Here is a 24,846-nt window from a genome sequence, read left to right on the forward strand (position 1 = left end):
CTATTCTATCTCCTTATATTGGCGTGCGATGGCGTTGGCAAATTGGTCCAGTAATTGATTAAAGATGTGCATTGCCTTATCAAGGGCCTCGGGAGCGGGCGGCTCTTCGGGCTCAAAGGTGCGATGCAGAGTTAGCGCGAGCGCCTCCGCTAGCTCTTCAGGCGCCAGGCGAGAACCTGGTGGCAAGAACCTGTCTGCGACAAAGAAACCAATATTGATAGCCGAGATCATCTTAATCTGCGTCTCCATATCGATGTCGCTGCGCAACAGGCCATTATCGTGTAACAGTTCCAGGTATGGCATAGATGTTCCCAGGCGGATCTGTACGAGATTTTGTCCCGCGCTGGAGTGGATCAAGTCGCCCAGCGTCTCAGTATCACGTAGCAGCACGGCCCGAAACAATGAATTGTCGACGGCAATCAAAACCAGGTGCCTGGTCAGTGAGCTGAGCATCACCCCAGTAGGATCGCTCGCAAGCCGCTTCCGGAGATCCGCGAGGACAGATAGCCACTCACGTACCAGCAGCGCCTCAAAGAGTACCTCACGTGTCTTCCAGTGCAGATAGATTGTTCCCTTCGCCACATTGGCCTGTTTCGCGATATCGTCAATTGTCGTCTTTTTGTATCCCCAGCGTTGTAACAGTTCCTTCGCGGCATCCAGAATACGATCCGCACGCGCCTGGCGTCGTGAGCGTTCCTCGCCTCTCTCCTGCTCCCTCTCATCTAAGCTCGGCAATCTCTATCTCCTCTTTTATTCCATGACCAAATCATCAAAGTTAGTCATCGTGCTTATCTGGTCATAGCGTATATCTTTGGAAGCTAAAAGTCAAGGGCAGAATAAAGGGTCAGGTTATCTGGAAGCGCTGCTTCCAGATAACCTGACCCTTTATTCTGCCCTTAAAAATTTCAAGCTTTATGCGAGCGGGAGTGCTTTATAGAAGATGATGGTTCCGTCCAGTTCGCCGTTCGCGTTCAGGGCATAGGCGGGAATAACGCCGACCTCTTGATAGCCAATTTTGCGGTAGAGCTTCTCGGCGACATCGCCCTCACGGGTATCCAGCACGAGCAGGGTACGCTTATGCTCGCGTGCCACCTGCTCGATTGCCTGCATAAGAGCGCGCCCCGTGCCGCGACGGCGCTGGCTCTGCAAAACGAAGAGCTTCTGCACCTCGGCTCGATGTAGAGCGTTGGCTTTTGTTGCCAGTTCCAACTGCACACTGCCAACGACACGTCCATCCTCACGCGCCACGAGCAGAATATGCGTACTCTGCTCTACATTGCTGAAGACCCCCTGCCAGTACTGGTGCGCCTCGTCCTCGCCCAAGGGTGGGATAAAGCCTACAGAGGCACCGGAATCCACAGTATCTCGCAAAAGCGCTATCAAATCGGGTAGGATGCGCTCTGCCTCCTCTGGACGAACCACAGCGATTGATGAATCAGTAAACGAAGTCATGCTAAAATACCACCTTCTTTTGTATGTTAGGAAAGCTTCTCATACCCGCTTACGGCCTGATGCCAGTAATATGCTGTACAAGCATCCTGAAGACCTCAAAGTTTGGCACTTCTTCGTCTTGTCCTTGACAAAATGGGCTCCTGCATTTATTATTTATTCAGCTAGCTAATAAATTGTAGACGGAGAAGCAAGCGATGCCACGCAAACCAGTCGTTCCAGGCGTTGATCGACGCCAGCAAATCCTGGATGCTGCCCTGGAGATCTTTGCTGAGCAGGGATTTGGGACAGCGACCAATAAAGCCATTGCCGAGCGCGCAGAAGTGAATCAAGGTCTGATCTACTTCTACTTTGCAAGTAAGGCAGATGTCTACTTTGCCACCTCTGCCTATTATACTGCGCAGGTGATTGAGCAGCTTGACACTGTTTTTGCACAAGTAGATGAGGCCAGCCCGGCGGATGGCCTGGCGCAGCTACTGAGTGGAATCGTGCTGATTTTATCTACTCCTCCTGCCAGCCATTTACTTCGCATTATGTATCAGGTCGCTGGAAGCCGCATACCTGTTGGAGAGTTGAGTAACACAGAGGAACGGCGAGCGATCACTGGCCTGGCTAGGCACCTGACACAGCGATTTCGTGAATACCTGGAAGCGCGAATAGCGCGGAAACAATTTAATGCCCTGAACCCAACACTCGTGTCGCATATGCTGACACGTACCTTGATTGCTACTGTTACCATGCGTGGACAGGGCGGCCCGTCACAACCCGATCTCGAGAGCTTAGCGGAAACGATGGCCGCGCTCTATACTTATGGCCTACTACCTCGCGCAGAACAAACCTATCCAGAGTAGCACCCGAAAGGCATCGACTTGCCCGTATGGTTGAGTGTTTTTTTGTCTCAATAATTAGTTAGCTGAGTAACGAATTAGGAATCCGTGCTTTGTTTGAAAGGAAAGAAAATGCTCGGCCTATTACGCTTGCCACCTCTTCCCACGCTTGGGATTATCCTTGCCCTTGCGGCTTATCTGGTATATCGCATGGTTGCTGCCGGGAAGGTGCAACCCCTGCCAATCATCCTTCTCGCCCTTCTTGCCTTCGTCTTCTTGCGGGTCCTGTTTAAAATGCGGCACAAAGTACAAGAGGACGAGAGCGATGAATAATTCTGAGATTACAGGAGGTACGCACAATGATCGCTTCGTCCAATGATACAGCGAAGGCAATGGAAGCGGTGTCCCAGATTCCGGCCATCGAACTACAAAACGCCTCAAAGTCCTTCGGGGGTGTACAGGCTCTGCAACAAGTGAGCTTTGCCATTCCCCAAGGCCAGGTAGTGGCGCTGCTTGGTCCAAACGGCGCGGGAAAGACCACCGCCATCAGCCTGATGCTGGGCCTGCGTCGTCCATCCCACGGCCAGGTTCGCTTGCTTGGCCATGATCCTCGTGATCGCCGAGTGCGGAGTCGTTGTGGCATCATGCTGCAAGAATCTGGTGTGCCGCTCAACCTCACGGTAAGCGAGACCATCACGCTCTTTCGCAGCTATTACCCACATTCCTTGCCCCTCACCCAGGTGCTTGAGATGGCAAGTCTGAAGAAGAAAGCGGCGGCTTCAGTCGGAACGTTGTCTGGTGGGCAGCGCCAGCGACTCTATTTCGCGCTGGCCATCTGTGGCGATCCCGATGTTCTTTTCCTGGATGAGCCCACCGCTGGACTCGATGTAGAGGCACGCCACCGTTTCTGGGAGCAGATTCGCGCTTTTGTGCAGCAGGGGAAGACCATCCTGCTGACCACACACTACCTGGAAGAAGCGGATGCCCTGGCCGAACGAATTATCCTCATCGATCATGGTCAGGTGCGTGCCGATGCTTCACCGGCAGCACTGAAAGCCCTGGTGACCAACAACCGCGTCACTTTCAATATGAGCGAGCCGCTTCAGCCTGAGTTCTTTGCCCAACTCCCGGTGCAACAACTTGAATTGGGAGAACATCATGTCAGCTTGCTAACACCGAAATTGGAAACCGTGCTGCGCGCTTTGTTCACCCAGCCGGTGGAGATTACGAATCTAACGATCACGGGGGCGAGCCTGGAAGAAGCCTTCTTCCATCTCACCAGGGACCAATCAGAGCAAGAAGGAGCCTGAATAACGCATGTCAATACATAAGTCATCATCTATTCGCACACGACTCGCGCCTTTGGGGGTAATGCTCTGGCGCCAGGTGCAGGCAGAAGTGTTGCGCCTGTGGCGCACCCCCAGTTTTCTTGTACCGGGCCTGGTGCTACCTCTCGTCCTCTACAGCCTTCTGGGAGGGTTGGGCAAAGCGAACAGTCTGGAGGGCGGCGTCAGCAGGCATGTCTATGCACTTGCCGCTGTTGGCACCTACTGTATCATCAGTGTCATGCTCTATTCCTTTGGTGTGAGCATTGCCAATGAGCGAGGGCAACGCGTAAATGTTCTGATGCGAGCCACACCCTTGCCTGCCTCAATCTACCTCCTGGCTAAAATGGTGACAGCACTGCTGTCTGCCCTGGTGATGCTGCTCGCCCTCAGCGGCTTTGCCTTTGTGGTCGGCGGCGTGCAACTCAGCGCCATCTCGTGGATCACCCTGATCGCCTCCCTGCTCCTGGGAGTGTTGCCTTTTATCGCACTCGGCTTTGCCATCGGCAATGTGGTCAATCCAACAGGAGCGACCCCCATCATTAACCTATCATTCTTCATCCTGGCATTTGCCTCGGGGGTTTTCGTCCCGCTCGCGCAACTTCCCGATATCTTGCAAAACATCGCCCCCTACTCGCCCTTCTATCGACTGGCCCAGCTTGCCTGGAATGCGGTTGGAGTGCAAACCGGGTCAATCGGCGACGCAGTGTGGCTGCTCGCCCTCTATGGAGTAATATTCTTCGGGCTGGCGATCCTGGCTTATCATACCGAGGAACGGCATTCTTTTGGCTAAACTCTCCTCAGAAAAAACCAGGTGGGAGTAGAGAGAAAATCTGAGGAGAACGAGGTCGAGAGATGAATGACGGGAAGTCTTAGATCGGTCGCCAGCCGCCGGGCCAGCGTGGTCTTACCCGCTCCCGGCGGGCCATTAACGATAATTAGCCAGGGTTTCTACATATTTAAGTTTACCTCCGCCTCAGTTTAACATAATCTATAACGCGAGGTGGATCGCCTTCGCCTCCTCTTCCTCTTCGTCCTCTGCGGCGCCGAAAACCTGGAGGTGCTCGTTGACGCGGCGCATGGCGGACCAGAAGGCACGCAACTGGCGGAAGATGGGCTTGATGTCGGGAATTAGCACACAGACGCAGAGCAGGAAGACCGGGATGAGCTTGCTGAGCACCATGAACTGCCAGGCCTGCTCGCCTGGGATAAGCCCCCAGTAGCCCTGGTTGGTAACATCGATGTGCAGGGCGTTGAGAAGCGCAAAGCAGCCTGGCAGGCAGACCAGGAGCATGCAGGCCTTCGCCCAACGCGTCTGGAACTCGGGGCAGCAGACGACACAGATGGGGAGCACGTAGGCCAACGTGCTCCAGTGGTATTCAAATGTCATCTCGTAGAAGAAGAGATAGTAGACTACCGCCAGGAAGATGGCCTTGCTCCTATGCACACGGCGAAACGCGGCCCAGAAAATAGTTAGAACCAGTACACTATATTGGATGATTTTATAGACAATGTCAGGCCAGTGCGTAAATGAAGTATGCCGTAGCAGGGCATTCAAGGTGATAATCTGATTAGGTCCTTCCCCCCCTGGGCTAAAGAGCGTTGCCTTGAGGTTATCGATATAATAACCTCCAATGTCAGATAACATCCAGGTTGTCAGGCCAAAGCAGAGAGCACCAGCAACGATAGTGCGCCATCTCCCCTTCGCAAACAAAAATGGAATAAAGAGCAGGCCAATTGGCTTCACAAGTAGACTCAGCCAGTACAAGATGCCACGCCAGACCACGTCCCTATTTTTTACCAGGTTGATCAGAAAGAGCAAGAGGAAGACATTGAGCACGAAATGAAACTGCCAGGCCGCCAGCTCCAGGTAGACGCTAAAGTTAGCGAGCAACATAAAGACGGCAAAGCCCAGGTGCTTACTCCCACGAAAACTCCAGATGAAATAGCTTGTGACCAGCACCGTAATGACCAGCTTACTCCAGAGCCAGATATAGGGAGCAGAGGCGGGATCAAACTGCATCAGAAAGGTACCAATAATAATGGTAAAGAAAGGATGGTAGACATTATTCTGCGAGACCTCCGCTTTGGCATACTGCGAGCCATTCCAGAGAGGCTCGCCCGTCAGCGAACCACCATGCCAGAAGGCCCAGGCCCCACGCGGTACCTGGTAGAAGTCAATGCCCTTGGCCCCCTCATGCAGCGCGGCCCCGCTGAAAAAGAGATTGAACCAGCCTGTCTTGCTCACAGAGATATAGAACAGTAGATGTATAATACAAGCGATATAGATCAAGTAATAGGTCGCGAGATGCCGCGCAATACGTTTCATCCGTTTCCCTTCATACATATACTTTTTTAGCGCCCGCGACGCTGTGTTTACTGGCTGGCACATAAAGCCTGCTTCTAGTGAACTACCTATCTCATATCAACCAGCCAGTATAAAATAGACCCATCTATATATATTAACGCTCGGGTCCCAAAAAAATTACTGCCTTGCCAAAAAAGCAAAAAATTAAGGGAAAAGCCATGACGCGTTTAGCTGGAAAAGTTGCCCTGATTACTGGCGGTACTACAGCGACATGCAGAAAGGTTGATCTCGTGCTCCGAACGACGCTGCTAAACGCATCTGCACACCGCTTTAGTGGCATTGGCCTGGCGACCGCGAAGGCCGAGTGAGTGCTGTAGCGAAAACTGTCTGCTGACGCCTATATAGCACCTCGTTGCGCAACCCGTGGGCCTGTAGGGTCCAAGCCAGCTTAGACCCTACAGTTTGGTGTTTTCGCCAGCTAGTGAGTCTGGTACCAATCGGTGGTTGTCAGCGCGGGATAGTTGACCGTCTTTTTCACGACATCGGCGGGTGGAGCAGGGAAAGCCTTCACAGGTGTATTGCCCTCCGCCAGGAGCATCGTATCATGCCAGATCTGCGCGGCCCCATCCATGTCATTAATATCGGGACCCATCAGTAAATGGTTGCTATTACCCGCCCAGGCACCCACGACCAGGTCAGGAGTAAAGCCAATAGCCGAGGTGTCCTGAAAGTTTACGGGCAGGCCAGCCATCACCGCAGCAGGTCGCACAGTGCCAGCAATACCAGCCTGGCATTGTGTGTGACTTGTAGAATACAGTTCAAGCGGATTACATATACCAAAATCCAAGGTTTGACTGGCTGTGCCGCTCAGGGCATCCGTGATCATAAAAGCGGCCTCAGGACTCAAAGCACGCGTTCCTTGCATAGAAGCTTGATAGAGCACGTAGCCGTCAGAGGAGGTAGCCTTTACAATAGCGTGTGGATCCATGTGTATACCGTTATTCGCCATTGTAGCGTAAGCTGATGTTTCATCCAGCAAGTTCAGCGATACGGCCCCCACAGCCCAGGAGTAATAAGGCTCTCCCACGTTTTTTATCCCTAATGCCTGCACTTTCTTTCTCACAGCCTGAAGGCCAAGCTTGACAGACAGTTTGAGCGTCGGAATGTTCAGTTCGGTCTGTAAGGCGGTTCGATAAGACATATACCCATGAAATTTTTGGTCGTAGTTAGAAGGTGAGTAGGCGCCGGCATTTGAGTTTCCTGTAGCTACAGAAAAGGGGCCATCATACACCACCTCGCCCGGGCTGATGCCCTGCTCGAAGGCCGTCGCGTAGATAAAAGGTTTGAAGGTTGAACTCACCATAAATGGCTGAGCTGTTAAATTAGCCTGATTTCCCCCATAGCTCGTATCCATGTTGCCAACCAGCGCGCGGATGCCGCCACTATGAGGATCAAGGACAACGACCGAGGCATTATGCATGTTGTGAGTAGCGGACATCGTCGCGATATACTGCCGCGCCTTCTGGTATGTCTGATGCTCCAGTGCGAGATCCAACGTGGTCGCGACATGCAGTGCAGTCGTGGGCAAATGGTCCACATCTACATGCAGATCGCTGGCCAACTCGCTGACCGCAGTATCAATAAAATACGCTGACGAGAGATCTTTATGTTGCAGGCAATCAAGCTGCGAATTCTGACTATGCAACTGGCAGATAAACTGGTTGTGAATGTCATAAAACTGAATCGGCCCATTTTGCGATGAAGTCTGACCGAGACTAACGTTGTTTGCACAAGCGCTCAAAAGGCTGAGTAGCATGCTTATCAATAACATATAAAATACATACGTTAATCGCTTCTTATACATAATATCTCCTTATAGATCGGTTAGTGCTTGTAAAACCCCCATTCGGGGGCACGGCGGCACACAACCTACCCTCACTTCCCAGGGAACGCCCCCGCTCCTGCAAGAGGGCCAGTATATTGTAGGGTCCATGCTGGCATGGACTGCGAGCGTAGCAATCTGCCCAACGCCAGGGTATAGGCGTTTAGTCCATGCCAGCATGGACCCTACAATATACTGGATACACCTGTCAGGGCTTAACGGAATGAAGTATCGTTGAGACATCCGCGTTCAGCGCCTCAGGCGATGGCGCGTTAAGCTCGACCCCAATGAGTAAATGTCCATTGCTTTGGGGCGTGAAAATGGCATGATAACCAATTTCTTTATCATGTCCAGACTCAACGCCTGGCTCGTTTACCTGTGGTAGATTGACGTTCTCCCAGACATAGCTATGGTTATTTGCTGACGCTTGCAGCGTATAAATTGTCCCAGTAATATCTTCACTAAAGTCGCCCAGTTGCAGACCATAACGCATCATGCTGGCGAGGTCAGCGGCACTGGTGTAGTTGTCCGCGCTACTGACAGCATAGGGGCTGCTAAAATGTGTGTCGTTGAGATGCAACTGGCGCGCCTCCTCGTTCATCATGGCGACAAAGTTTTGCGGATTGCCTCCGACTGCGTATGCAATCACGCTGGCGGCATCATTACCTGATGGAAGGAGTAGTCCATTTAACAGATCATGCAGTGGGAGCCGATCATCTACAACTAGCTGCGCCGTGGTCAATCCCTTTGGTACCGCGTCCAGGCTCGCCTGGTCTATGGTGATCATTTGATTGGGATCGGCATTCTCAAGCGCGGTTATGGCGACCATATATTTAGTGAAATGGGCCACTGACACACGCGCATGACCATTCACATCTACCAGAACTGTACCCTTATCTGCATCCAGGAGAAAGGCGCTACTCCCATGCAAAACAGGCTTCGCGATTACTGTGGCTGTTTGATGGATCTTCTGTTGAGTCTGCTCCTGCTGTAGTTTGATGCGCGCGAAAACCGTGAGCATGCTCGCGAGGAGCAGCACGGCTACCAGGCCAGTTAAAACTGTCACCAGGCGGCGCCTGGCACCCGGCGCTTTCCGTTTGCGAGGCTGAGAACCCGAATGAAGGAGGGGAGCCGTTTCCGCCTGATATTCTCTAAGGTCTATAGGCTTACGCTTCTCTCCATTCTCCACAGCATACCTGGCAAGACGCGCTCTCACCTGCGCGATCCGCTGGACATCCTGCGCAGCTATTTGCTGCAAATCCTTGAGCATTCGCGTATCTAGTGAGGTATGCGAGGCTATAGGTAGCTGTTGCAGGTGCAACTCAATCTGCTCATCGACGGTTTCAGGAGCAAACTTTTCATCGTGATGATCCATAACTATACTCCTTTCTGCCGGCGATAGAGCTTACGTAAGAGATTGAGGGCGCGTGAGAGCGTCACTCGGATAACCTCGTCGCTTTTATTCAGGCGCTGGGCGATCTCTTTTGTGCGCAGGCCATGCCCAAAGCGCAGACGCACGATCTCCTGTTGCAGGTCGGAGAGATTCAAGAGGTGTGCACGCAGCACCGCGTGCGCCTCATTACGTAGCGCGACCTGCTCTGGCGAGCGCTCATCATCGCTAAAGTGCGTCACGATTATCTGCTCCAGGGCCACGGACGGATGGCGGGCGTTACGTCGATAATAATCGATAGCTTTGTTGTAAGCGATGCGGCGAAGCCAGGCAAGCTGCTCCCCCTCGCTCCAGGTAAGCCAGACCTGGTTCTCCAGCGCCGCGACAAATACGTCCAGTAATAGGTCATCGGCGTCTTCCCTGGAAGAAATATAGCGCGCGATATACATCAAGATGATGGGCGCGTAACGATCATATAGGAGCGCAAGTGGTGAATCCTCAAAACCTACCTCCGCTTGAAACTGGCGCATGTGTTCCCTCAGCATTGCTTTTCTGCTTTATAAATCGCTCTGCTAGCAAAAATGTTAACACATCTCTGCTATTTGGCTTTCTCCTCAAAGAGGTTTCATCAGGGCTTTCCGCTTCTCGGTCGCATGAGTATGCACTTCTCCCCTGAGTGTCTTCGCGCCTGCACCCCTTACCCCAAGGCGAGCGTAACGAGCCTCCTAACGAGCCTCCTTCAGAAAAAAAAGAGCAAGATGGAAGAAGTTTTAGGCTCTCCTGCATGCTATGATTAGCAGGTCGCCGCCTATGGCAGCGCAACACTAGAAGCAAGGAGCACATCTATATGAAGGAACAAGCACTCCCACTTATTACGTTCTACAAGGGCTGGCAAATCTACCAGCGCAACCTCGTCGAAATCATCGCGCCGCTTTCATCCGAACAACTGGCATTACCCGCCCCGTCGCATCAATGGACGATTGGGATGCTGGCCCAACATATAGTAGCCAACCGGGTCTGGTGGTTCCAGGTCTGGATGGGCGAGGGAAGTCCCGATCTGGCCCCCATCGCTCACTGGGACCCCGCGGATAAAGTGGAGCAACCCCCGCTTACAGCCGCTGAACTGGTTGCCGGGCTTGAATCCACCTGGCATATGATTACCGATGCCCTGGCCCGCTGGACGCCCGCCGATATTGAGCATGTCTTCCAGCCTCCAGCAGCCTTGAGAGAAGAAGAGCGTGAAAACTTCCCTCCATTCTCACGGCAGTGGATTATCTGGCACGTTCTCGAACACGAGATCCACCACGGAGGCGAGCTTTCCCTCGCCCTTGGCAGTCATGGCCTGACGGGAATCTATGGCAATATGTAACTGACCCTTTCAAGAACTTAGAGAGTAATAGGAGAGATGCCGGTTGCTGGACAAATCCAGCAACCGGCATCTCTCCTATTTACGCGACAAAGGTATAGGCCACTCTTGACAAAATCGCTACTTCGCTTTACTATATATCTATACATAGTAAGTAATACGAAGTAATGGCAGGAGATAATCAAGTATGCGTATCACACGCAACTCTAAGTTGGATCTGGGGCGCTTCTCTGATCCTTCACTCCTCATCCTGTCCAGTCTGGCAAGCGGTCCCAAACATGGGTACGCCATGATACAGGATATTGAGCAATTCTGTGGCACACACCTGGAAGTGGGCACACTCTATGGCGCGCTTGCTCGCCTGGAGAAACAGGGCTGGATTGAAGCTCTGGAACTGGAGGAGCGACGACGCCCCTATCGTATAACACAGTTGGGCGCGACCGTGCTGCGCGAACAGCTCTCAACGATGAAACAGGTTGTCAGCACCGGCCTGCAAAGGCTTGCCACGTCCTAAATACAGAGAAGAGGATATTGTAGGATGCATGACACTTCTACCCCATCATTCTATCAACGCTGGGCCTGCAGATTGATCGGTTCCTATCCTGCTTCCTGGCGTGAGCGCTATGCCGACGAGATGCTACAAATTCTGGAGGACTCACCACCCTCGCTAAAAACCATCTTTGATCTCTCACTCAATCTCTTTGACGCCTATACTCACCAATCTCTTATACAAGGAAGGATACCTACAATGCTACAAAAATTGCGCACCAACGAACTTGCGCTCTATACCTCGGCCTTCTTCTTCTTTATAGCCTGGCTAGTAGAGCAGGCTCATGCGAACATGATTATGAATCACCGGGGGGTGCTTTTTCCTTACGATTTATCTACTATTTTAGACCCTACTTCGCCTATACTGTCGAGATTTATCGCGGCTAGCTTATACACGTTGCCCATACTTATCCTGCTCGGTGGCCTTCCTCTACTCCTTGCCGCTGGCTGGCAAGCCCTGAAAGGGAAAAATCCGCGCTCGCTGCTACGTTGCTTGCTGGCGCTCGTGAGTCCAATCCTTGCGGTGGTACTCACCGTTAGCTCTACATTTCTGCTTTCTAAAACTGGCAATCCAGCATTCATCTCTACCTGGGGAATATTGACCGTTTTCGCGATTTGCATGGGACTAAGCCTGACCTTCATGGTTTCTACCATTAAGCGCATGGAACCCAGCCGCCGAATTACACATTACGCGCTCTACGTTGCGCTAGGGCTTACCGTGGTAATGCTGAGCAGCTTTGTGACACTGCTAATTGCTGCCGTACCTACGCTCGTTGGTGTCTCTACGGCACCCGGTGATGAAATTGCATATACAGGACGCCATCTTCTCCTGTTACTAGTCATGGTAGTAACTATCGGAATAGCCATCAAATCACTCATTCATGCCTTCCAGACCAGGCAAAGCACACAAACCGCCGCCTGATATGAAAGTTATCTCTGGTTATAGGAATGATGTATGCTGGCAGCCTGCGGCTGCCAGCATACATCATTCCTATAACCAGAACGAGCGCCGCAGGCGCGAGGCACCACGCCAAGCGGTTACTTCAAGAGCTTCTCCATGAGGACGACATCGACCCATTGCCCATCGAGCAGCCCCTGCTCGTGATAGACGCCCACCTTACGAAATTCATGGCGCTCATATAAGCGCATCCCTGGCGCATTGCTTGGGAAGGCCGCCAGCACCATCTTATGATAGCCCAGCGAGCGCGCACGTACCTCCAGGGCGCTCAGCAGGGCATCGCCAATGCCGCGCCCCCGCTGCTCGCGCGCGATATAGACGGAGAAGTCTACCACATAATCGTAAGCTGGCCGCGGGTTAAAGGCATTCAGCGATCCCCAGCCCACCACTGCTCCCTCCGCATCCACCGCGACCAGCACAGGATGGCGATGCGTGCGCGAGTTCAACCATTCGGCCCGCTCCTCTGGCGTGCGCAATTGCGTCTCCAGCGTCGCCGAGCGATCCTCTATGCCCTGGTTATAAATACCTGCAATAGCCGCTGAGTCCTCGCGCGTGGCTTCACGAATCTCCATATACTGCTCCTCCTGAGTCTTCTTTACCAGTTCCGTCCATGAGCGCGACCTCTGGCCCAGGCCGCCAAGATAGGCCCCCAGAAAGTCGAGCGTTGCCGGGTCCAAACAGTAATAGCGGTTAGGCCCATCACTGCTGACCTGCACAATTTCGGCCTCGCGTAGAAGCGCGAGATGATCAAAGAGGCTGGACTGCGCGAGTGGCAGGATCTCGGCAAGCTGCGCCGAGGTACAATCTTTACGTTCAGCCAGCAGGGCGACAATCCGAAAACGCGCCGGGTTCGCCAGCACGCGCAACATACGCAACACCCGCGCCTCCAACGCCGTCGGAACCAGTTCCTCCGTTTTCATACGACCTCCGGTTCATACTATTCCGTATTTTTCCGATTATCCGGAGTATATCTTTTACGCAACAAGAATGTCAAGGCGCTCGAAGCGCCTTGACACGGAGAGTATGGTAAGGTAAAGAAAAAATACGTAGAAAGAGCGAAACAATTATGGTTTCAGAACAGAAGTTGGGGTCCATCATCGTGACGGGGGCGAGCCGTGGGATTGGAGCTGCCGTTGCCAGGCTCGTCGGAGCCCATGGGTATCCCGTTGCTGTGAACTTTACCAGCGATGAGGCCGCTGCCCAGAAGGTCGTTTCGCATATTGTTGCCGCTGGCGGTCGAGCTATTGCCGTTCAAGGGGATGTCGCTCGCGAAGAGGACGTCATGCACCTCTTTGAGAGAGCGGAGCGAGAGTTGGGGCCGCTTCAGGGTCTTGTAAACAACGCTGGGATCACAGGTGGCATTGCTCGCGTCGAAGAGGTGAATGCAGAGGTTCTCACTCGGGTACTCGCGGTCAACGTCGTCGGGACGATCCTGTGCGCGCGGGAGGCCGTGCGGAGGATGTCGCTGCACCATGGTGGCACAGGCGGAGCCATTGTTAATATTTCCTCTCTCGCCGCGCGCACGGGCGGCGCTGGCGAATGGGTCCATTACGCCGCATCCAAGGGAGCTATTGATAGCTTTACTATCGGCCTGGCACGCGAGGTTGCCAATGAAGGCATTCGTGTCAATGCCGTCGCTCCTGGATTGATTGAGACCGATATTCATGCAGCAAGTGGCACGCCTGATCGCCTGGAGCGATTGGCGCCATCCGTTCCTATGCAGCGGGCAGGCACAGCAAATGAAATAGCAGAGGGTGTTCTCTGGCTGCTTTCTTCGGCAGCTTCCTACACGACAGGAACCATCCTGGAGATCGGCGGCGGGCGCTAATAGGCGCAATGCTTGCGGCCCGGCTTCACATGAAGAAATTCGTGTGAAGCTGGACCACACTCTCAGCTAGCTATTGTAGCGGCGAGAGAGGCCGACTTGATTGCCGGCTGGATCGGCAAAAATGGCCCATTCAAGAATATTGGGAATCACTGTCTTGGAGACGATGGTTTTGCCTCCATGCGCCTCTATCTCGGCGAGAGCAGCATCGATATCATCGGTCGCGAGGTAGACCAGGAGTCTACCGGGTTGATATGCCTTCTCGTGGGGTCCTTGAAAACCTCCGCGCAAACCATCCTCTGCCTGGAACGTGACATAATTATGGGCTGTGTTCGTGACAATTTTCCAGCCAAAAACCTCGTTATAAAACGTGCTGGCCTCGCTAGCATCCACCGCGGGAATTTCAATATGTGCGATTGAATAATTGGCCATAACTTTTTCCTTTCCTGATCTCATCTATTCTTCATTGGTGACAAAATCATCAATACCAGACCCCTCTTAATAGAGAGGGCTAGAAGATATAGATGCCTTCTATCGCTCTCCCGAGGTCGTCTATACAGGGAAGTATACGCAATGAATGGTGACACCCTTATGTCACAATTCGGTATAATTATGGGCAATTTCGTGCGCTACTTGTTGCACATGTAGGCGCAGTTCCTCTGGCGCTAGCACCCTGGCATCTGTTCCCAGGCCCAGAACAATACTCACGAGCCAGTCATACTCCTCCGGGCGCAGTTGCAGGCTAAGCCATCCATCCCCTGCCTCAGTTCGCTGCAGACGCGGCCCCAGGTGTGGCTCATGCTCTAGCCGCAGCATACCACGGACCGTCAGGTAGATACGGACCTCTGGATAAGAAGCATCGACATGCAGAATAGGGGTGGCAGGGTGTTCCAACTCGGGGGATTCCATGGCTGCCTTCACCTCTAGAAAGCGGTCCACGCGGTACACACGCGTTCCTTGCCGCTCATAGGAATATGCCTCGCAGTACCAGAGTCCCGCCGTAGTGCGTAAGTGCAATGGCAGGAGCGTTTGTTGTGAGACACCCTTCTCAGAGCGATAGTTCACGGAGACCCAGTGCTCTTCCTGGGCGCTTTTCAGCAGCCGGTCGAGAAATGGCGTAGGATAGGAGCGTGAGGATGGCACATCAAGTGAAACTGCTTGCTGCAACTGCTCAAGGTTTACACGCTCATGCCGAGGAAGCAGAGTCTGGATCTTGAGCAGCAGCGACTCACGTTCTCCTTTAAAAGGCACATCACCCAACTGCGAGAGGCTGCTCAGGGCCAGGCGCAAGAGAAAAGCCTCGTGCAGGGTCAAGGCCAATGGGGGCAAAGAGTAATCAGGCGGTAGGGAGTAGCCACCAGTTGAGCCTACTTCAGCCACGATCGGGATGCCCATCTCGCCCAGGGCATCGATATAGCGTAAGATTGTACGCCTGGATACCTCAAAACGCCGAGCGATCTCCCCGGCCGTCCGTTTGCCTCCCTGCAAATACAAAAGCATAGCGGTTAATCGATCTACACGATTCATTTTCTGATGGCTCCCTTTTAGCACCGTGCCCAATAGTATACAAAAGGTGTCAAGCCAGGCGCATCGTTCAAATGGACGATGTATTATTACGCTCTTGCTGATAGAATCGCTTTGTGTTCTAATAAATCATAGAAAGAGCGAGATATGGCAAAATCTTATTCAAGTACTTTATATATCCTATGCGGCTTCCCCTTTACCGGAAAGAGCACGCTTGCCAGAGAACTTGAAAGTTGGTTAGGAATAAAACGCGTCTCAATCGATGAGATTAATGGCGAGCGAGGCAGCTGGAACGACGAGACCGGTATGTCAGCAGAAGAGTGGGAGCGAACCTACCAGGAAGCCTACCTGCGCATCGCCACGCATCTCAGCCAGAATGAGGACGTAATTGATGAATCGGCAAATTTCACCAGGGAGCAGCGTGACCGCCTGCGAGATATAGCCGAGCAGCACCACGCCCACGCCAGAGTTATCTTCATAGATATCCCGCTATCTGAGGCCCGCCGCAGATGGCAAGCCAATCGCCAGACCAGGATACGTGCGGATGTGCGGGATGAAGATTTCGCCCATGTCGTCGACAATTTCGCCCCACCAACCCAAGATGAACATGTACTCCGCTATGACGGCTCGCTTCCGCCTGGAGAGTGGGTTCAGCACGCATTTCCTAAAGAGAAAGGGCTAGAAAGTTAATTCACATGCTTGACAGACATAGCCAGCAAAACTTTGATCAGGCCATACTGCTTGAGCTTGTCAACCAGTATTACTGGGTTCAGGTCGACACACTCCAGCAACTACCAAGCGCCACTGGCAAATTGATCTACCAGGTAGGGCTAACAGACGGAACAAGCTGGATACTTCGCCTGGCGCCTGCACATGACCAGGCTATGCTTGGCGAACTGGGGCAGCTCCTGCGCTTCTTTGAAGAGGTCGACTATCCTGCGGAGCGCGTCATCCCAACTACTGAAGGGGCAATGTTAGTCACAGTAGGGGATCGCACGCTCTGTATGACAACGTATCTCACAGGCACGCCGCTGGACTATTCACCCACGTCCTTTAAGCTGCTAGGGACGGCCCTGGGATGGCTGCATGCCCTCAAGCCAGCACTTACCTATACCCCGCCCAAAGCAGGCATGCTTCCTGCGGGCGAACTGGCCTTCGCGCGCCAGCAATTGACCTCAATAGAGCATGCTGTGCCGCACGATGCCATTACACAATACCAATGGCTCGACACAGCCCTCGCATCCATCACCTACGGCAGCTATCTTCCCGTAACGCTGATTCACAACGATTGCCATCCCGCGAATGCTCTTTTAAGCTCGCCTGGGCAGGCAACGCTGCTAGATTGGGAGGGCGCCGGCATAGGCCCCGCCAGTATAGATGTAGGTTTCTTGCTGACAAACTGTGATGGGAAGGTCCCTTGGGACCCCATCACGAGCACATCTTCCCAGGCAGAAGATGCGCTTATTCGCGCCGCTATCGAAGGCTACTGCCTTCATCACTGCCTGACGCCAGCCGAACTCGACTATCTACCGAATGCGATCCGCTTCCGATCCCTGGTCTTTGGCACTGTCTCTTTCGTCCAGGCTATCAAGCAACATGAAAATACAGCATTTTCGCAGCAGTGGTGGAGACGCTATGCCTCAGCGAAAGAGATTGCAGAAAAAGCGAGAATGTATTTTTCATAGCACATTCCCCCAACATCGTTGTTGACGAGAACCCTGCGAAGATGCTCAAACAGTTGTAGGCGGTCCCAGGCGGATACGGGTGCGGACCTGCTCAAGTGAGTAGTTCCAATCAAAAGCCTCCTGCCACCAGGTCACACCAGCCTCGGCAAAGGGTTGTATGGTTGCTTGATCCTGCACTTTATCACTGCCTGTGGTGTGGCCAGCGGCGATCACGTCGAAGGGTTCATTACTCTGACGCTGTGTTTTGAGATAAGCCGTTAGCTCCTGGTAATCCTCGGGTGCCAATTCTCGTCCCTCAGCAATGGGGCTGACACCATCCCAGCGCGCGGCGCGGCGGAAGGGTTTCTTGTTGGGCCAGACGCCTGCTACCCAGATGGGGATGCGGGGCTGCTGCACAGGCAAGGGCAGGAAACGTGCCTCTGTAAGCTGGTAATGCTTCCCCACGTAACTAAAGGTCTCGCCGCTCCACAGCTTTGTAAGCACCTCCAGGCTCTCATCCAGCATCTCTCCATGCAGGTGGTCTTCACTCGACTCGCCAAAGCAGCTAAACTCCCGGCCAAAATCGCTGCCAATGCCCACACCCAGGATCAAGCGCCCGCCTGAGAGTTGGTCGAGCGTTACCGCCTCCCGCGCCACCTTCCACGGCCTGCGACGCGGCAAGGGAGTCACGATGGGCCCCAACTTGATGCGCTGGGTGCGCATAGCCATCGCCGTCAAAGCGATCCAGGGATCGGCCATCGGCACCTCCCAGCTTGCCCCTATATGGTCCCAGATAAAGAAGGCATCCCAGCCAGCCTCCTCGGCCTCATAGGTCAGTTCGGCCAGCAGCCTGGCATCGCCATACAGACCAAAATTAGGTGTATTGATAGCAAAATGCATTTCTGCTTCTCCTCTCACTTTTGCATATACCGAGAGAAGTATACTCTGTATTCCTGACATCCCCTGTCTATATTTCCGCTTTTTTAGCCTCTCTTTAGCCTATCTAAAGATCATATTCGCCTGGATAGGCTTTTCTGTCAAAACACCGCAGCCAGTTCTGCAGTTTATCAATTGAAAACACCATCTAATCGACGCCATATCAATAATACCCAAATAGGCTATAAATAAAACCGAGATATCCATTACAAAAAGGTAATATTTGTGCATGAAACTCAACCATAAAGCATAAACAAAGTACGATTAAGCATTGTTTATCAAGTTAAAACTATTTCATTTATCCTCTTCCCCTATTTACTCTTTTAATAAATCATTCACATTAAAAATAGACTAATACATGTAAATATGATACATTTATTTCTACTGAGTAGGTAGAGCAAAAAAGCTCTACTCTATCCTTATCTATTACCTTCTTACGCAAAAGTTTTAACTAGAGCCTGCCGTAACAGGCGGTAAGCAATCCAAGGGACAAAGCGTTAAACACGAGACAGGGAAAGCCAACGAGTAAATACCGTCACCATCGCATCAAGACAAGGAGGAGCATATGAATACTATATCGAATCACCCATGGTCTCCCGGCGAGCTTATAGAAACACAACAGGATGCGCCCTCAAAAGGCCTGTTTCAGTGGTGGTACAGCCTGACTGCGCTTCCTGATGCCTCTGTCACCGCAAGTGTCGTTCAGCGAGAGGCAATACGTAAATCGCGCCTGCTCAGTATCATCGTTGGTTGCCTCCTGATCAGTTTTGCCGCTTTTATCCCAGGTTGCTTGGCACTCCCAAATCACTATGTGATTGTTGCGGATCTGGGCATGATGCCTTTCTGCATTCTTGCTTTGATACTGAACAAAACCCAGAAGCCGACCCTGGCTGGCGTATTGCTGACCGTGGCATTTGAGCTTGCGCTTATACTCGTGGTATTAACATCGACACCGTTTGACGAGCCAAGCCTACAACAGTATGAGCTGTTTGTTTTTGGTGAGCTCCTGGCAGTCTCCTTAATCACACCTGCGAGTGTTTTTATAGTAGGCCTCTTTAACGTCGGCTTTATCTCATGGAGCTTAGTGTTTCAAGCCCCAAAGGACCCTCATCTCATAGCTGTTTTGCAGACACAGTTTGCGCCTATCTGGATAAGGCCTGTTGCCGTTCAGTTCCTTGTGGCAGGCGTGACCTATCTGTGGGTGATAAGTGCGACGAAAGCCATCGCACGTGCCAATCAGGCAGAGATGATCGCCAAACTTGAACACGAAATGGCCGACCAGAAGCGCAGCCTCGAAGCTGGTATCCAACAAATCTTGCAAACGCATGTCTATGTAGCCAATGGGAATTTCAATGCGCGTGCCCCCCTTACGCAGGATAATGTGCTCTGGCAGATTGCGCAGGCCTTGAATAACTTGCTCATCCGTTTTCAGAGGGCAGTACAAGCAGAGAGAGAGTTAAAACGGTTGGAAGAAGCAATAAGTTTTTCCGTAAATAATATCCAACAAGCCGACGTTGATAAACAAATGCCCATACTCCAGCCTACACGAACATCACTCGATCGTATGATCGCGGTTCTTCAGGGGCGCACACTCGGTAAGGCTTCGGCTTATCCCAGCCAGCCAGGGAGCCGGGTTCCGCCACCTCAAAGTAATCATGGCGACTGGCCGCAACTCAGGCCCTGGAGGAATAGCATAATGAGCCAGACCAGCAATACACCTGATATGGACTCATAGTTTATTGTAGGTGAAAGGAGATCTCTTCGATGCCGTCTGCCATCCACGTCTTGCTACAGGCGTTAGAAGAAATCGGAGTAAAGCATATTTTCGGTGTTCCAGGGGGACCACTCGTCCCCCTGTTTGAAGCTCTCGCCGAACGACAACATATCCAACCTGTTTTGGCCAAACATGAGGAGGGCGCAGCCTTTATGGCCGAGGGCTATGCGCGCGTGCGGGGCGGACTAGGTGTCTGTTGCGGCACAAGTGGACCAGGGGCAACAAACGCCCTCACTGGTATTGCCAGCGCCAATAGCGATTCCATCCCGGTGTTAGCACTTACCGCACAGGTAGCCACCAGTGTCTTTGGCAAAGGAGGCTTGCAAGACAGTAGTAGTGGCAATCGGACTGCGGATGTTGTCGATATATACCGTTCGGCCACAAAATTATCGCTCATGCTCCAGAACAGCCAACAAATGCAACATATGGCCCGCCGCATGATACGAACGGCACTTACCGGGCGGCCAGGGGCGGTACATTTGAATCTTCCGGCTGATATCGTCAAACAGCCTGCACCCGATGATGGGCTGCCAACAACCCTTTTTTTTACACGCAGTACCTCTACCGGAGATCTCGCGGCTATTCAGAAGGTTGCTAGAATTTTAAGGGACGCGAAGAGACCAGCCATATTTGCCGGACATGGTATCAGCGTTTCGCGCGCGTGGTCTCAACTACAACGAGTCGCCGAAACCCTACAAATTCCCGTAGCGACGACGCTCAAAGGGAAGAGCGCCTTTCCAGAACGGCATCCACTTTCTTTAGGGGTATTTGGCTTTGGCGGGCATCCCCTGGCAGAGACCTACCTCTATGCGGAAGATGTTGATGTGCTGCTGATCATTGGCACCAGCCTGGGTGAGTTTCAAACCAATGGCTGGGACCCGCGCCTCGCCCCCTCCCATCGTACAATCATCCAAATCGACCTCGATCCACTGGCTATTGGCAATATCTATCCTGTTAACCACGGCATTGTCGGCGATGCCAAAGCCGTGCTCAAAGTACTTGCTGCGACGCTTACTGGACTCATTCCAGCTAGCCGAGACTCAGTGAGTGCTCTGGATCGGCTACGGAAGACGATCCCGCGCTACTATAATGCGAAGGCGCTTCAGGGTGATGCCTCCCTCCTCAAGCCCCAGGCCCTTGTGGCAAAAATGAACGAAGTACTGCCAGATAATACGCTGCTGTTCGTGGATAACGGGAACTGCCTGAGCTGGGCGGGACAGTTTTACGAAGCCAGACGACCTGGAACGGTGTTTTTTGCGACGAACACAGCTTCCATGGGATATGCTGTGGCTGCCTCCATCGGCGGCAAAATTGCCGCGCCCGATAAGCCTGTTGTGGCATTGCTTGGCGACGGGGCCTTCGGCATGCATGGGATAGAGGTACACACAGCAGCGGATTACAACATTCCGATAATCTGGGTGGTCCTCAATAACGGTGGGCACGGAATGGTGTATAATGGGGAGAAGTTGCTCAACGGCACATCCTACCTGACCATCTTCGACAAGCCACTAAATGTAAGTGGCATTGCAAATGCTGCCGGGGTCTCGGCGGTGAGAATCACCAGCCTTGACAAGTTCGAAGATAGCCTCCGCCAGGCGATTGACGCGAGAGTCCCCTGCGTTATTGAGGCAATGGTAGACCTTGAAGAGGTGCCGCGTTCCCTGCAACAACGCGCCGATACCTTAACAGCTTTCTTTGGAAAACAAAAAGAGCGCGCGCTCGTGTAATTAAAGGCCTCTCGTCTCAGGCCTTTGACAATGCTAGCCGCCAGTTTCATCAGGAATTTCCAGTTCTTGCCTCGGCTCGCAACGCGAGTCTCGGGGTAAGGGGTGTGGGTGGAAAATGGCAATGCAGTTTTCCGCCCACACCCCTTACCCCAGTGGGCCAATGCCATAAACCGGAATGAGTTGCAGATGAACATTATTGAGAATCTTAAAAGTACGCTCTCTATGGGAGGCGAATTTGGCGTAAAGGGAAAGCCACACTTTAGATCAAAAAAGCGCAAGAAACGAATAGGCATCAAAGGATGTGGCTACTGCGTCCCACCGCACATACACGGTAATGATGATCCCATTTTTCAACAGATCACTACCCAGGCCAATGCACAGGGAATTACCGAGAAGGACCTTTTCGTCGGCATGAAGGAAAGGCGGTACCTGGATAAAGATGAACGGATTGAGCCACTCATGATTGAAGCGTCTCGTCTGGCGCTTAAACAAGCCAATATCGCCCCAGAAGCGATTGACCGGCTCTATGGATACACCTCAGTCCCGGAATACTACACGCCAAATAGCCTCTATGTTGTGCACAACGGCCTACAACTTCCCGAGCAAACGTTAGTTGTGCCGCATAATACTGAATTTAGCACCTTCCTGCTGGGTGTGCTAGAAGCCTACAATGCGATTACAGCGGGTTGGAGCGATCATGCATTGGTCTGCTGCGGTTCAAATTGGACACAATATATGGATTACACGCAGGGACACTCACTTAGTATCGGCGATGGGGCAGGAGCCGCGGTTATTGGACCAGAGGCAGACTTTGAGATCATTGACTATGAGACGCAAACACTCAGTGACCAATATGGCGCGATGACAATGCAGGCTCGTGACTCACCCCGCGCGACATACAAAATAACCGAAGATGTTGGCATTTATTCCTTCCAGGTTTCGGCAATGGAAGGAATACCGAAGATGGTGCAACATCTACTATCCAGGAATAAGCTAACGGGCCGAGATATCGCGTTAATAACACATCAGGCCTCCCGTGTCCTTATGGATCACTGGCAAGAAAGCCTTCAACCACGAGAATACCCGGACACGCTAGAACTATTTGGCAATCTAACACTGGCATCCTATCCTGTTACCCTGGCCTATCATTATCTCACTATCTCTTCTAAGTATCTTGTGTTAGCCGCCTTAGGCGTCGGTTATCACCAAACAGCGCTGTTATTGAAAAGGACGGGCTCATGAACATGAATGGCTTTTGCGTCATCAATTGACCAATTGATGACGCAAAAGCCATTCGCTACTGGTTAATTACCCATTAGCCTTGGCGCAAAGTGGGTTCGTCGAGATATAGATATTGCCCCAGTCTTCGGGAGGTGTAATACCTTGAGCATTATCGACGATACCCATGACGCAAGGCTTACGCACAACTAGAGTATTGCTCTGGCTTATGGGCAGCCAGGCAACATCGTTGATTAGTTGTTGCTCTGCCTTATTGTACAACTGTACACGCTGCTGCTGGTCAAGCGTCGTATCTGCCTGCTTGATCAGTTCCTGTGTCTGTTGTTGCGATGACACGTTCACAGACTTGTTATGAGCATAGTTAAATTGATTGCCACCGTTCTGGTTATCCAGGAACAAATCAAGCCAGTCCTGGGGATCAGGATAGTCTGCCCCCCAACCACTCTGCCACATTATGGGGCTGTTGGGGTTATCCTGCGCTGCGCCGATAACCTGGTTGCGCTGGTTAAAGTCAAGATCATTAAGTGTCACATCAACACCTAGCACAGCTTTCCACATCTGCTGCACTGCCTGAAACTCATTCTTGGCATCGGGCGAACCATTGGTGGCGACGGTAAATGTAAGCTTTGGCAGAGATGAAGGCGACATGTTCTCTTCTTTAAGCCCTTCAGCAAAAAGCTGTTTGGCTTTTTGAGCATCGCCACGGGTGCTTGTGACACCACCTGGACCAAGCAACTGCGTATTATATCCAAGCTGTCCTTGCGGAATTATATGGTTGGTAGCAAAGACAGTATCTTTGCGAATATTATGCGCAATCTTCTCTTTATCGATGGACAAGGCAAAAGCCTGGCGAACCTTGATATTGTTGAAAGGCTTGATCAGATAGTTCATCGCATAGTAGGAAATGGTGAGCGCTGGCGTGATATGTAACTGCTTTTGCGGCAACGATTTGGCCGACTCGATATTAGCTGTCGGCACCGGTGCATCATCCGTCTGTCCTACCTGATAAGCTTTAAAAGTTGTAGGAGCATCCTTATAGAAATAGAAAACGACTTTACCAAGCTGTGGTTTCTTCCCAGCATAATGGGGATTTGGCACGAAGGTAATTTGCGTGCCATGAATATAACTGGCCACGATCCAGGGACCTGCTCCGCCTCCTTCATTCAGGTGATCCATGAATTTTTGATTACCATATTTCTCTATAAGTTTCTTCTCAACAACCCACGAGCTGGTGTAGGTTAAGGCCTGGAGAAAATATGGAGCCTTTTGCGTGATAACAATCTTCACCGTCGTCGGATCAGGAGCAAACAAGCTATCATTGATTAAGGTTGCGACCTTCCCATTGCTCCGTTTAATCCCATCCTTGATAAGCCCAAGATAAAAGGGAGCCGTCGTGGATTTAAGGGCGGGATCAAAGGCACGATCAATGCTCCAGACAATGTCCTCTGAGGTCAGTGGAGAACCATCACTAAAAGTCAGATTAGGCTTCAACTTAAATGTCCAGGTCAAACCATCAGGGGATTGTTCCCATGATTGGGCTAACTGACCATAGACCTGGAGCCGGTCGTCAAGCTGAACTAAACCGCTAAAGACCATATTAATAGCTGACGTAGAAGGTCCATCTCCAGCCAGCGCGGGATCAAAAGTCGCAATATCACTGATACCGCTGATGGCATGGTGAAATACTTGCTTGTCTGCATCCGCCTTCGTGGTAGTATTGGTAGCGCTCGAATCTCCACCACAGGCTGCCAGGCACAAAGCAAGCAAACAAAAAATAAGAGGGAGGAAACGACGCATGTTTGCTGTGTTCACGTGCATGTATCTCATCTCCTTCGAAGGTGATAGGTTCCTTTGTAGGGATCTTTACATGGGGTAATGTTTTTTATTGTAATCTGAAAGCCAGAAGACTCGCAATCCGTAGATACGACAAAAAATATAGAATATAACGACATTAGAAGTATATATCATGACATTTTCATAAGAGCGCGAGTTATATCTTATTTATAAGCACAACTATTTGTAATCATCCAGGGGCCTGACCTTGTAAAATCAGCCGAGTTCAGCATAGTTTTTTTCTCTAATAGAAGAGATTTCTTCCATGCC

The 24,846-nt window shown here is 51.9% G+C and carries 26 protein-coding genes; 14 read left to right on the forward strand and 12 right to left on the reverse strand.

Going from position 1 to position 24,846, the window contains the following annotated elements; translation table 11 throughout:
• Both JMJ16_RS03730 and JMJ16_RS03735 read right to left on the reverse strand, forming a co-directional pair.
• Complete coding sequence (locus JMJ16_RS03730; protein ID WP_201378501.1) at positions 1 to 735, reverse strand: TetR/AcrR family transcriptional regulator; 735 nt, start codon at positions 733 to 735, stop codon at positions 1 to 3.
• Between the two features lie 177 nt (positions 736 to 912).
• Positions 913 to 1,452 (reverse strand): GNAT family N-acetyltransferase, encoded by a 540-nt coding sequence (locus tag JMJ16_RS03735; protein WP_201378502.1) that lies wholly within the window; start codon positions 1,450 to 1,452, stop codon positions 913 to 915.
• A 194-nt stretch (positions 1,453 to 1,646) separates the two neighbouring features.
• Between JMJ16_RS03735 and JMJ16_RS03740 the strand changes: the two genes are divergently transcribed.
• From JMJ16_RS03740 to JMJ16_RS03755, 4 genes are all read left to right on the forward strand, one after another.
• Positions 1,647 to 2,300 carry a TetR/AcrR family transcriptional regulator gene (locus tag JMJ16_RS03740; protein WP_201378503.1) on the forward strand — a complete coding sequence of 218 codons (654 nt, stop codon included), beginning with the start codon at positions 1,647 to 1,649 and terminating at the stop codon, positions 2,298 to 2,300.
• 108 nt (positions 2,301 to 2,408) lie between these two features.
• Positions 2,409 to 2,609, forward strand: a complete 201-nt coding sequence (locus JMJ16_RS03745) for a hypothetical protein (RefSeq protein ID WP_201378504.1) — start codon at positions 2,409 to 2,411, stop codon at positions 2,607 to 2,609.
• A gap of 26 nt (positions 2,610 to 2,635) precedes the next feature.
• Positions 2,636 to 3,586: an ABC transporter ATP-binding protein gene (locus JMJ16_RS03750; protein WP_201378505.1), complete on the forward strand. Its 951-nt coding sequence runs from the start codon at positions 2,636 to 2,638 to the stop codon at positions 3,584 to 3,586.
• A 7-nt stretch (positions 3,587 to 3,593) separates the two neighbouring features.
• A complete protein-coding gene (locus JMJ16_RS03755; protein ID WP_201378507.1) occupies positions 3,594 to 4,394 on the forward strand; it encodes an ABC transporter permease in 801 nt (266 codons plus the stop codon).
• On the opposite strand, the gene JMJ16_RS53630 is transcribed toward JMJ16_RS03755, so the two are convergent.
• Positions 4,391 to 4,540, reverse strand: a complete 150-nt coding sequence (locus tag JMJ16_RS53630; protein WP_305068091.1) for an AAA family ATPase — start codon at positions 4,538 to 4,540, stop codon at positions 4,391 to 4,393. The two genes, JMJ16_RS03755 and JMJ16_RS53630, sit on opposite strands and share 4 nt — an antisense overlap.
• 52 nt (positions 4,541 to 4,592) lie before the next feature.
• Positions 4,593 to 5,930 carry a glycosyltransferase 87 family protein gene (locus JMJ16_RS03765; RefSeq protein WP_201378508.1) on the reverse strand — a complete coding sequence of 446 codons (1,338 nt, stop codon included), beginning with the start codon at positions 5,928 to 5,930 and terminating at the stop codon, positions 4,593 to 4,595.
• A gap of 197 nt (positions 5,931 to 6,127) precedes the next feature.
• Between JMJ16_RS03765 and JMJ16_RS03770 the strand changes: the two genes are divergently transcribed.
• Entirely contained in the window at positions 6,128 to 6,277 is a 150-nt protein-coding gene (locus tag JMJ16_RS03770; RefSeq protein ID WP_201378509.1) for a hypothetical protein, read from the forward strand.
• Between the two features lie 110 nt (positions 6,278 to 6,387).
• On the opposite strand, the gene JMJ16_RS03775 is transcribed toward JMJ16_RS03770, so the two are convergent.
• From JMJ16_RS03775 to JMJ16_RS03785, 3 genes are all read right to left on the reverse strand, one after another.
• On the reverse strand, positions 6,388 to 7,773 hold the full coding sequence (locus JMJ16_RS03775; protein ID WP_201378510.1) for a transglycosylase domain-containing protein: 1,386 nt from the start codon (positions 7,771 to 7,773) through the stop codon (positions 6,388 to 6,390).
• A 226-nt stretch (positions 7,774 to 7,999) separates the two neighbouring features.
• A complete protein-coding gene (locus JMJ16_RS03780; protein ID WP_201378511.1) occupies positions 8,000 to 9,166 on the reverse strand; it encodes a D-alanyl-D-alanine carboxypeptidase family protein in 1,167 nt (388 codons plus the stop codon).
• Between the two features lie 2 nt (positions 9,167 to 9,168).
• Complete coding sequence (locus JMJ16_RS03785) at positions 9,169 to 9,726, reverse strand: RNA polymerase sigma factor (protein ID WP_236601177.1); 558 nt, start codon at positions 9,724 to 9,726, stop codon at positions 9,169 to 9,171.
• A 302-nt stretch (positions 9,727 to 10,028) separates the two neighbouring features.
• On the opposite strand from JMJ16_RS03785, the gene JMJ16_RS03790 reads away from it, so the two are divergent.
• From JMJ16_RS03790 to JMJ16_RS03800, 3 genes are all read left to right on the forward strand, one after another.
• Positions 10,029 to 10,550: a DinB family protein gene (locus JMJ16_RS03790; RefSeq protein WP_201378512.1), complete on the forward strand. Its 522-nt coding sequence runs from the start codon at positions 10,029 to 10,031 to the stop codon at positions 10,548 to 10,550.
• A gap of 184 nt (positions 10,551 to 10,734) precedes the next feature.
• Positions 10,735 to 11,061 (forward strand): PadR family transcriptional regulator, encoded by a 327-nt coding sequence (locus JMJ16_RS03795; protein WP_201378513.1) that lies wholly within the window; start codon positions 10,735 to 10,737, stop codon positions 11,059 to 11,061.
• A gap of 24 nt (positions 11,062 to 11,085) precedes the next feature.
• Entirely contained in the window at positions 11,086 to 12,018 is a 933-nt protein-coding gene (locus tag JMJ16_RS03800; RefSeq protein WP_201378514.1) for a hypothetical protein, read from the forward strand.
• A gap of 116 nt (positions 12,019 to 12,134) precedes the next feature.
• Here the strand turns inward: JMJ16_RS03800 and JMJ16_RS03805 are convergent, their stop codons facing one another.
• The gene (locus JMJ16_RS03805; protein ID WP_201378515.1) at positions 12,135 to 12,974 is read right to left on the reverse strand and encodes an arsinothricin resistance N-acetyltransferase ArsN1 family A; all 840 of its coding nucleotides are present in this window, start codon (positions 12,972 to 12,974) and stop codon (positions 12,135 to 12,137) included.
• A 146-nt stretch (positions 12,975 to 13,120) separates the two neighbouring features.
• Between JMJ16_RS03805 and JMJ16_RS03810 the strand changes: the two genes are divergently transcribed.
• The gene (locus JMJ16_RS03810; RefSeq protein ID WP_201378517.1) at positions 13,121 to 13,882 is read left to right on the forward strand and encodes an SDR family oxidoreductase; all 762 of its coding nucleotides are present in this window, start codon (positions 13,121 to 13,123) and stop codon (positions 13,880 to 13,882) included.
• A gap of 66 nt (positions 13,883 to 13,948) precedes the next feature.
• Here JMJ16_RS03810 and JMJ16_RS03815 read toward each other — a convergent pair whose 3' ends face one another.
• Complete coding sequence (locus tag JMJ16_RS03815) at positions 13,949 to 14,311, reverse strand: VOC family protein (protein ID WP_201378519.1); 363 nt, start codon at positions 14,309 to 14,311, stop codon at positions 13,949 to 13,951.
• Between the two features lie 162 nt (positions 14,312 to 14,473).
• On the reverse strand, positions 14,474 to 15,406 hold the full coding sequence (locus JMJ16_RS03820) for a YafY family protein (protein ID WP_201378520.1): 933 nt from the start codon (positions 15,404 to 15,406) through the stop codon (positions 14,474 to 14,476).
• A gap of 144 nt (positions 15,407 to 15,550) precedes the next feature.
• Between JMJ16_RS03820 and JMJ16_RS03825 the strand changes: the two genes are divergently transcribed.
• Positions 15,551 to 16,093 carry an ATP-binding protein gene (locus JMJ16_RS03825; protein ID WP_201378521.1) on the forward strand — a complete coding sequence of 181 codons (543 nt, stop codon included), beginning with the start codon at positions 15,551 to 15,553 and terminating at the stop codon, positions 16,091 to 16,093.
• 5 nt (positions 16,094 to 16,098) lie between these two features.
• Positions 16,099 to 17,088, forward strand: a complete 990-nt coding sequence (locus JMJ16_RS03830; RefSeq protein WP_201378522.1) for a phosphotransferase enzyme family protein — start codon at positions 16,099 to 16,101, stop codon at positions 17,086 to 17,088.
• 45 nt (positions 17,089 to 17,133) lie between these two features.
• Here JMJ16_RS03830 and JMJ16_RS03835 read toward each other — a convergent pair whose 3' ends face one another.
• Entirely contained in the window at positions 17,134 to 17,967 is an 834-nt protein-coding gene (locus tag JMJ16_RS03835; protein ID WP_201378524.1) for an LLM class flavin-dependent oxidoreductase, read from the reverse strand.
• Positions 17,968 to 18,568: 601 nt separating this feature from the next.
• Between JMJ16_RS03835 and JMJ16_RS03840 the strand changes: the two genes are divergently transcribed.
• The 3 genes from JMJ16_RS03840 to JMJ16_RS03850 all read left to right on the forward strand — a co-directional run bounded on the left by JMJ16_RS03840 (position 18,569) and on the right by JMJ16_RS03850 (position 22,746).
• Complete coding sequence (locus JMJ16_RS03840) at positions 18,569 to 19,738, forward strand: hypothetical protein (protein ID WP_201378525.1); 1,170 nt, start codon at positions 18,569 to 18,571, stop codon at positions 19,736 to 19,738.
• Between the two features lie 29 nt (positions 19,739 to 19,767).
• On the forward strand, positions 19,768 to 21,504 hold the full coding sequence (locus JMJ16_RS03845) for a thiamine pyrophosphate-binding protein (protein WP_201378527.1): 1,737 nt from the start codon (positions 19,768 to 19,770) through the stop codon (positions 21,502 to 21,504).
• A 186-nt stretch (positions 21,505 to 21,690) separates the two neighbouring features.
• Positions 21,691 to 22,746 (forward strand): 3-oxoacyl-[acyl-carrier-protein] synthase III C-terminal domain-containing protein, encoded by a 1,056-nt coding sequence (locus JMJ16_RS03850; RefSeq protein WP_236601179.1) that lies wholly within the window; start codon positions 21,691 to 21,693, stop codon positions 22,744 to 22,746.
• A 66-nt stretch (positions 22,747 to 22,812) separates the two neighbouring features.
• On the opposite strand, the gene JMJ16_RS03855 is transcribed toward JMJ16_RS03850, so the two are convergent.
• Entirely contained in the window at positions 22,813 to 24,561 is a 1,749-nt protein-coding gene (locus JMJ16_RS03855) for an ABC transporter substrate-binding protein (RefSeq protein ID WP_201378531.1), read from the reverse strand.
• Positions 24,562 to 24,846 lie beyond the last annotated feature (285 nt).

The organism is Ktedonobacter sp. SOSP1-52 (genome assembly GCF_016587395.1).

Excerpts from the sequence above, each read along its gene's own strand:
- JMJ16_RS03745 (WP_201378504.1), top strand. The coding sequence starts at position 2,409 with ATGCTCGGCCTATTACGCTTGCCACCTCTTCCCACGCTTGGGATTATC.
- JMJ16_RS03825 (WP_201378521.1), top strand. The coding sequence starts at position 15,551 with ATGGCAAAATCTTATTCAAGTACTTTATATATCCTATGCGGCTTCCCC.
- JMJ16_RS03735 (WP_201378502.1), bottom strand. The coding sequence starts at position 1,452 with ATGACTTCGTTTACTGATTCATCAATCGCTGTGGTTCGTCCAGAGGAG.
- JMJ16_RS03855 (WP_201378531.1), bottom strand. The coding sequence starts at position 24,561 with ATGCACGTGAACACAGCAAACATGCGTCGTTTCCTCCCTCTTATTTTT.
- JMJ16_RS03810 (WP_201378517.1), top strand. The coding sequence starts at position 13,121 with ATGGTTTCAGAACAGAAGTTGGGGTCCATCATCGTGACGGGGGCGAGC.
- JMJ16_RS03850 (WP_236601179.1), top strand. The coding sequence starts at position 21,691 with ATGAACATTATTGAGAATCTTAAAAGTACGCTCTCTATGGGAGGCGAA.
- JMJ16_RS03755 (WP_201378507.1), top strand. The coding sequence starts at position 3,594 with ATGTCAATACATAAGTCATCATCTATTCGCACACGACTCGCGCCTTTG.
- JMJ16_RS03790 (WP_201378512.1), top strand. The coding sequence starts at position 10,029 with ATGAAGGAACAAGCACTCCCACTTATTACGTTCTACAAGGGCTGGCAA.
- JMJ16_RS03805 (WP_201378515.1), bottom strand. The coding sequence starts at position 12,974 with ATGAAAACGGAGGAACTGGTTCCGACGGCGTTGGAGGCGCGGGTGTTG.
- JMJ16_RS03740 (WP_201378503.1), top strand. The coding sequence starts at position 1,647 with ATGCCACGCAAACCAGTCGTTCCAGGCGTTGATCGACGCCAGCAAATC.
- JMJ16_RS03845 (WP_201378527.1), top strand. The coding sequence starts at position 19,768 with ATGCCGTCTGCCATCCACGTCTTGCTACAGGCGTTAGAAGAAATCGGA.
- JMJ16_RS03800 (WP_201378514.1), top strand. The coding sequence starts at position 11,086 with ATGCATGACACTTCTACCCCATCATTCTATCAACGCTGGGCCTGCAGA.
- JMJ16_RS03835 (WP_201378524.1), bottom strand. The coding sequence starts at position 17,967 with ATGCATTTTGCTATCAATACACCTAATTTTGGTCTGTATGGCGATGCC.
- JMJ16_RS03820 (WP_201378520.1), bottom strand. The coding sequence starts at position 15,406 with ATGAATCGTGTAGATCGATTAACCGCTATGCTTTTGTATTTGCAGGGA.
- JMJ16_RS03815 (WP_201378519.1), bottom strand. The coding sequence starts at position 14,311 with ATGGCCAATTATTCAATCGCACATATTGAAATTCCCGCGGTGGATGCT.
- JMJ16_RS03830 (WP_201378522.1), top strand. The coding sequence starts at position 16,099 with ATGCTTGACAGACATAGCCAGCAAAACTTTGATCAGGCCATACTGCTT.
- JMJ16_RS03775 (WP_201378510.1), bottom strand. The coding sequence starts at position 7,773 with ATGTATAAGAAGCGATTAACGTATGTATTTTATATGTTATTGATAAGC.
- JMJ16_RS03765 (WP_201378508.1), bottom strand. The coding sequence starts at position 5,930 with ATGAAACGTATTGCGCGGCATCTCGCGACCTATTACTTGATCTATATC.
- JMJ16_RS03780 (WP_201378511.1), bottom strand. The coding sequence starts at position 9,166 with ATGGATCATCACGATGAAAAGTTTGCTCCTGAAACCGTCGATGAGCAG.
- JMJ16_RS03750 (WP_201378505.1), top strand. The coding sequence starts at position 2,636 with ATGATCGCTTCGTCCAATGATACAGCGAAGGCAATGGAAGCGGTGTCC.
- JMJ16_RS03795 (WP_201378513.1), top strand. The coding sequence starts at position 10,735 with ATGCGTATCACACGCAACTCTAAGTTGGATCTGGGGCGCTTCTCTGAT.
- JMJ16_RS03770 (WP_201378509.1), top strand. The coding sequence starts at position 6,128 with ATGACGCGTTTAGCTGGAAAAGTTGCCCTGATTACTGGCGGTACTACA.
- JMJ16_RS03785 (WP_236601177.1), bottom strand. The coding sequence starts at position 9,726 with ATGCTGAGGGAACACATGCGCCAGTTTCAAGCGGAGGTAGGTTTTGAG.
- JMJ16_RS03840 (WP_201378525.1), top strand. The coding sequence starts at position 18,569 with ATGAATACTATATCGAATCACCCATGGTCTCCCGGCGAGCTTATAGAA.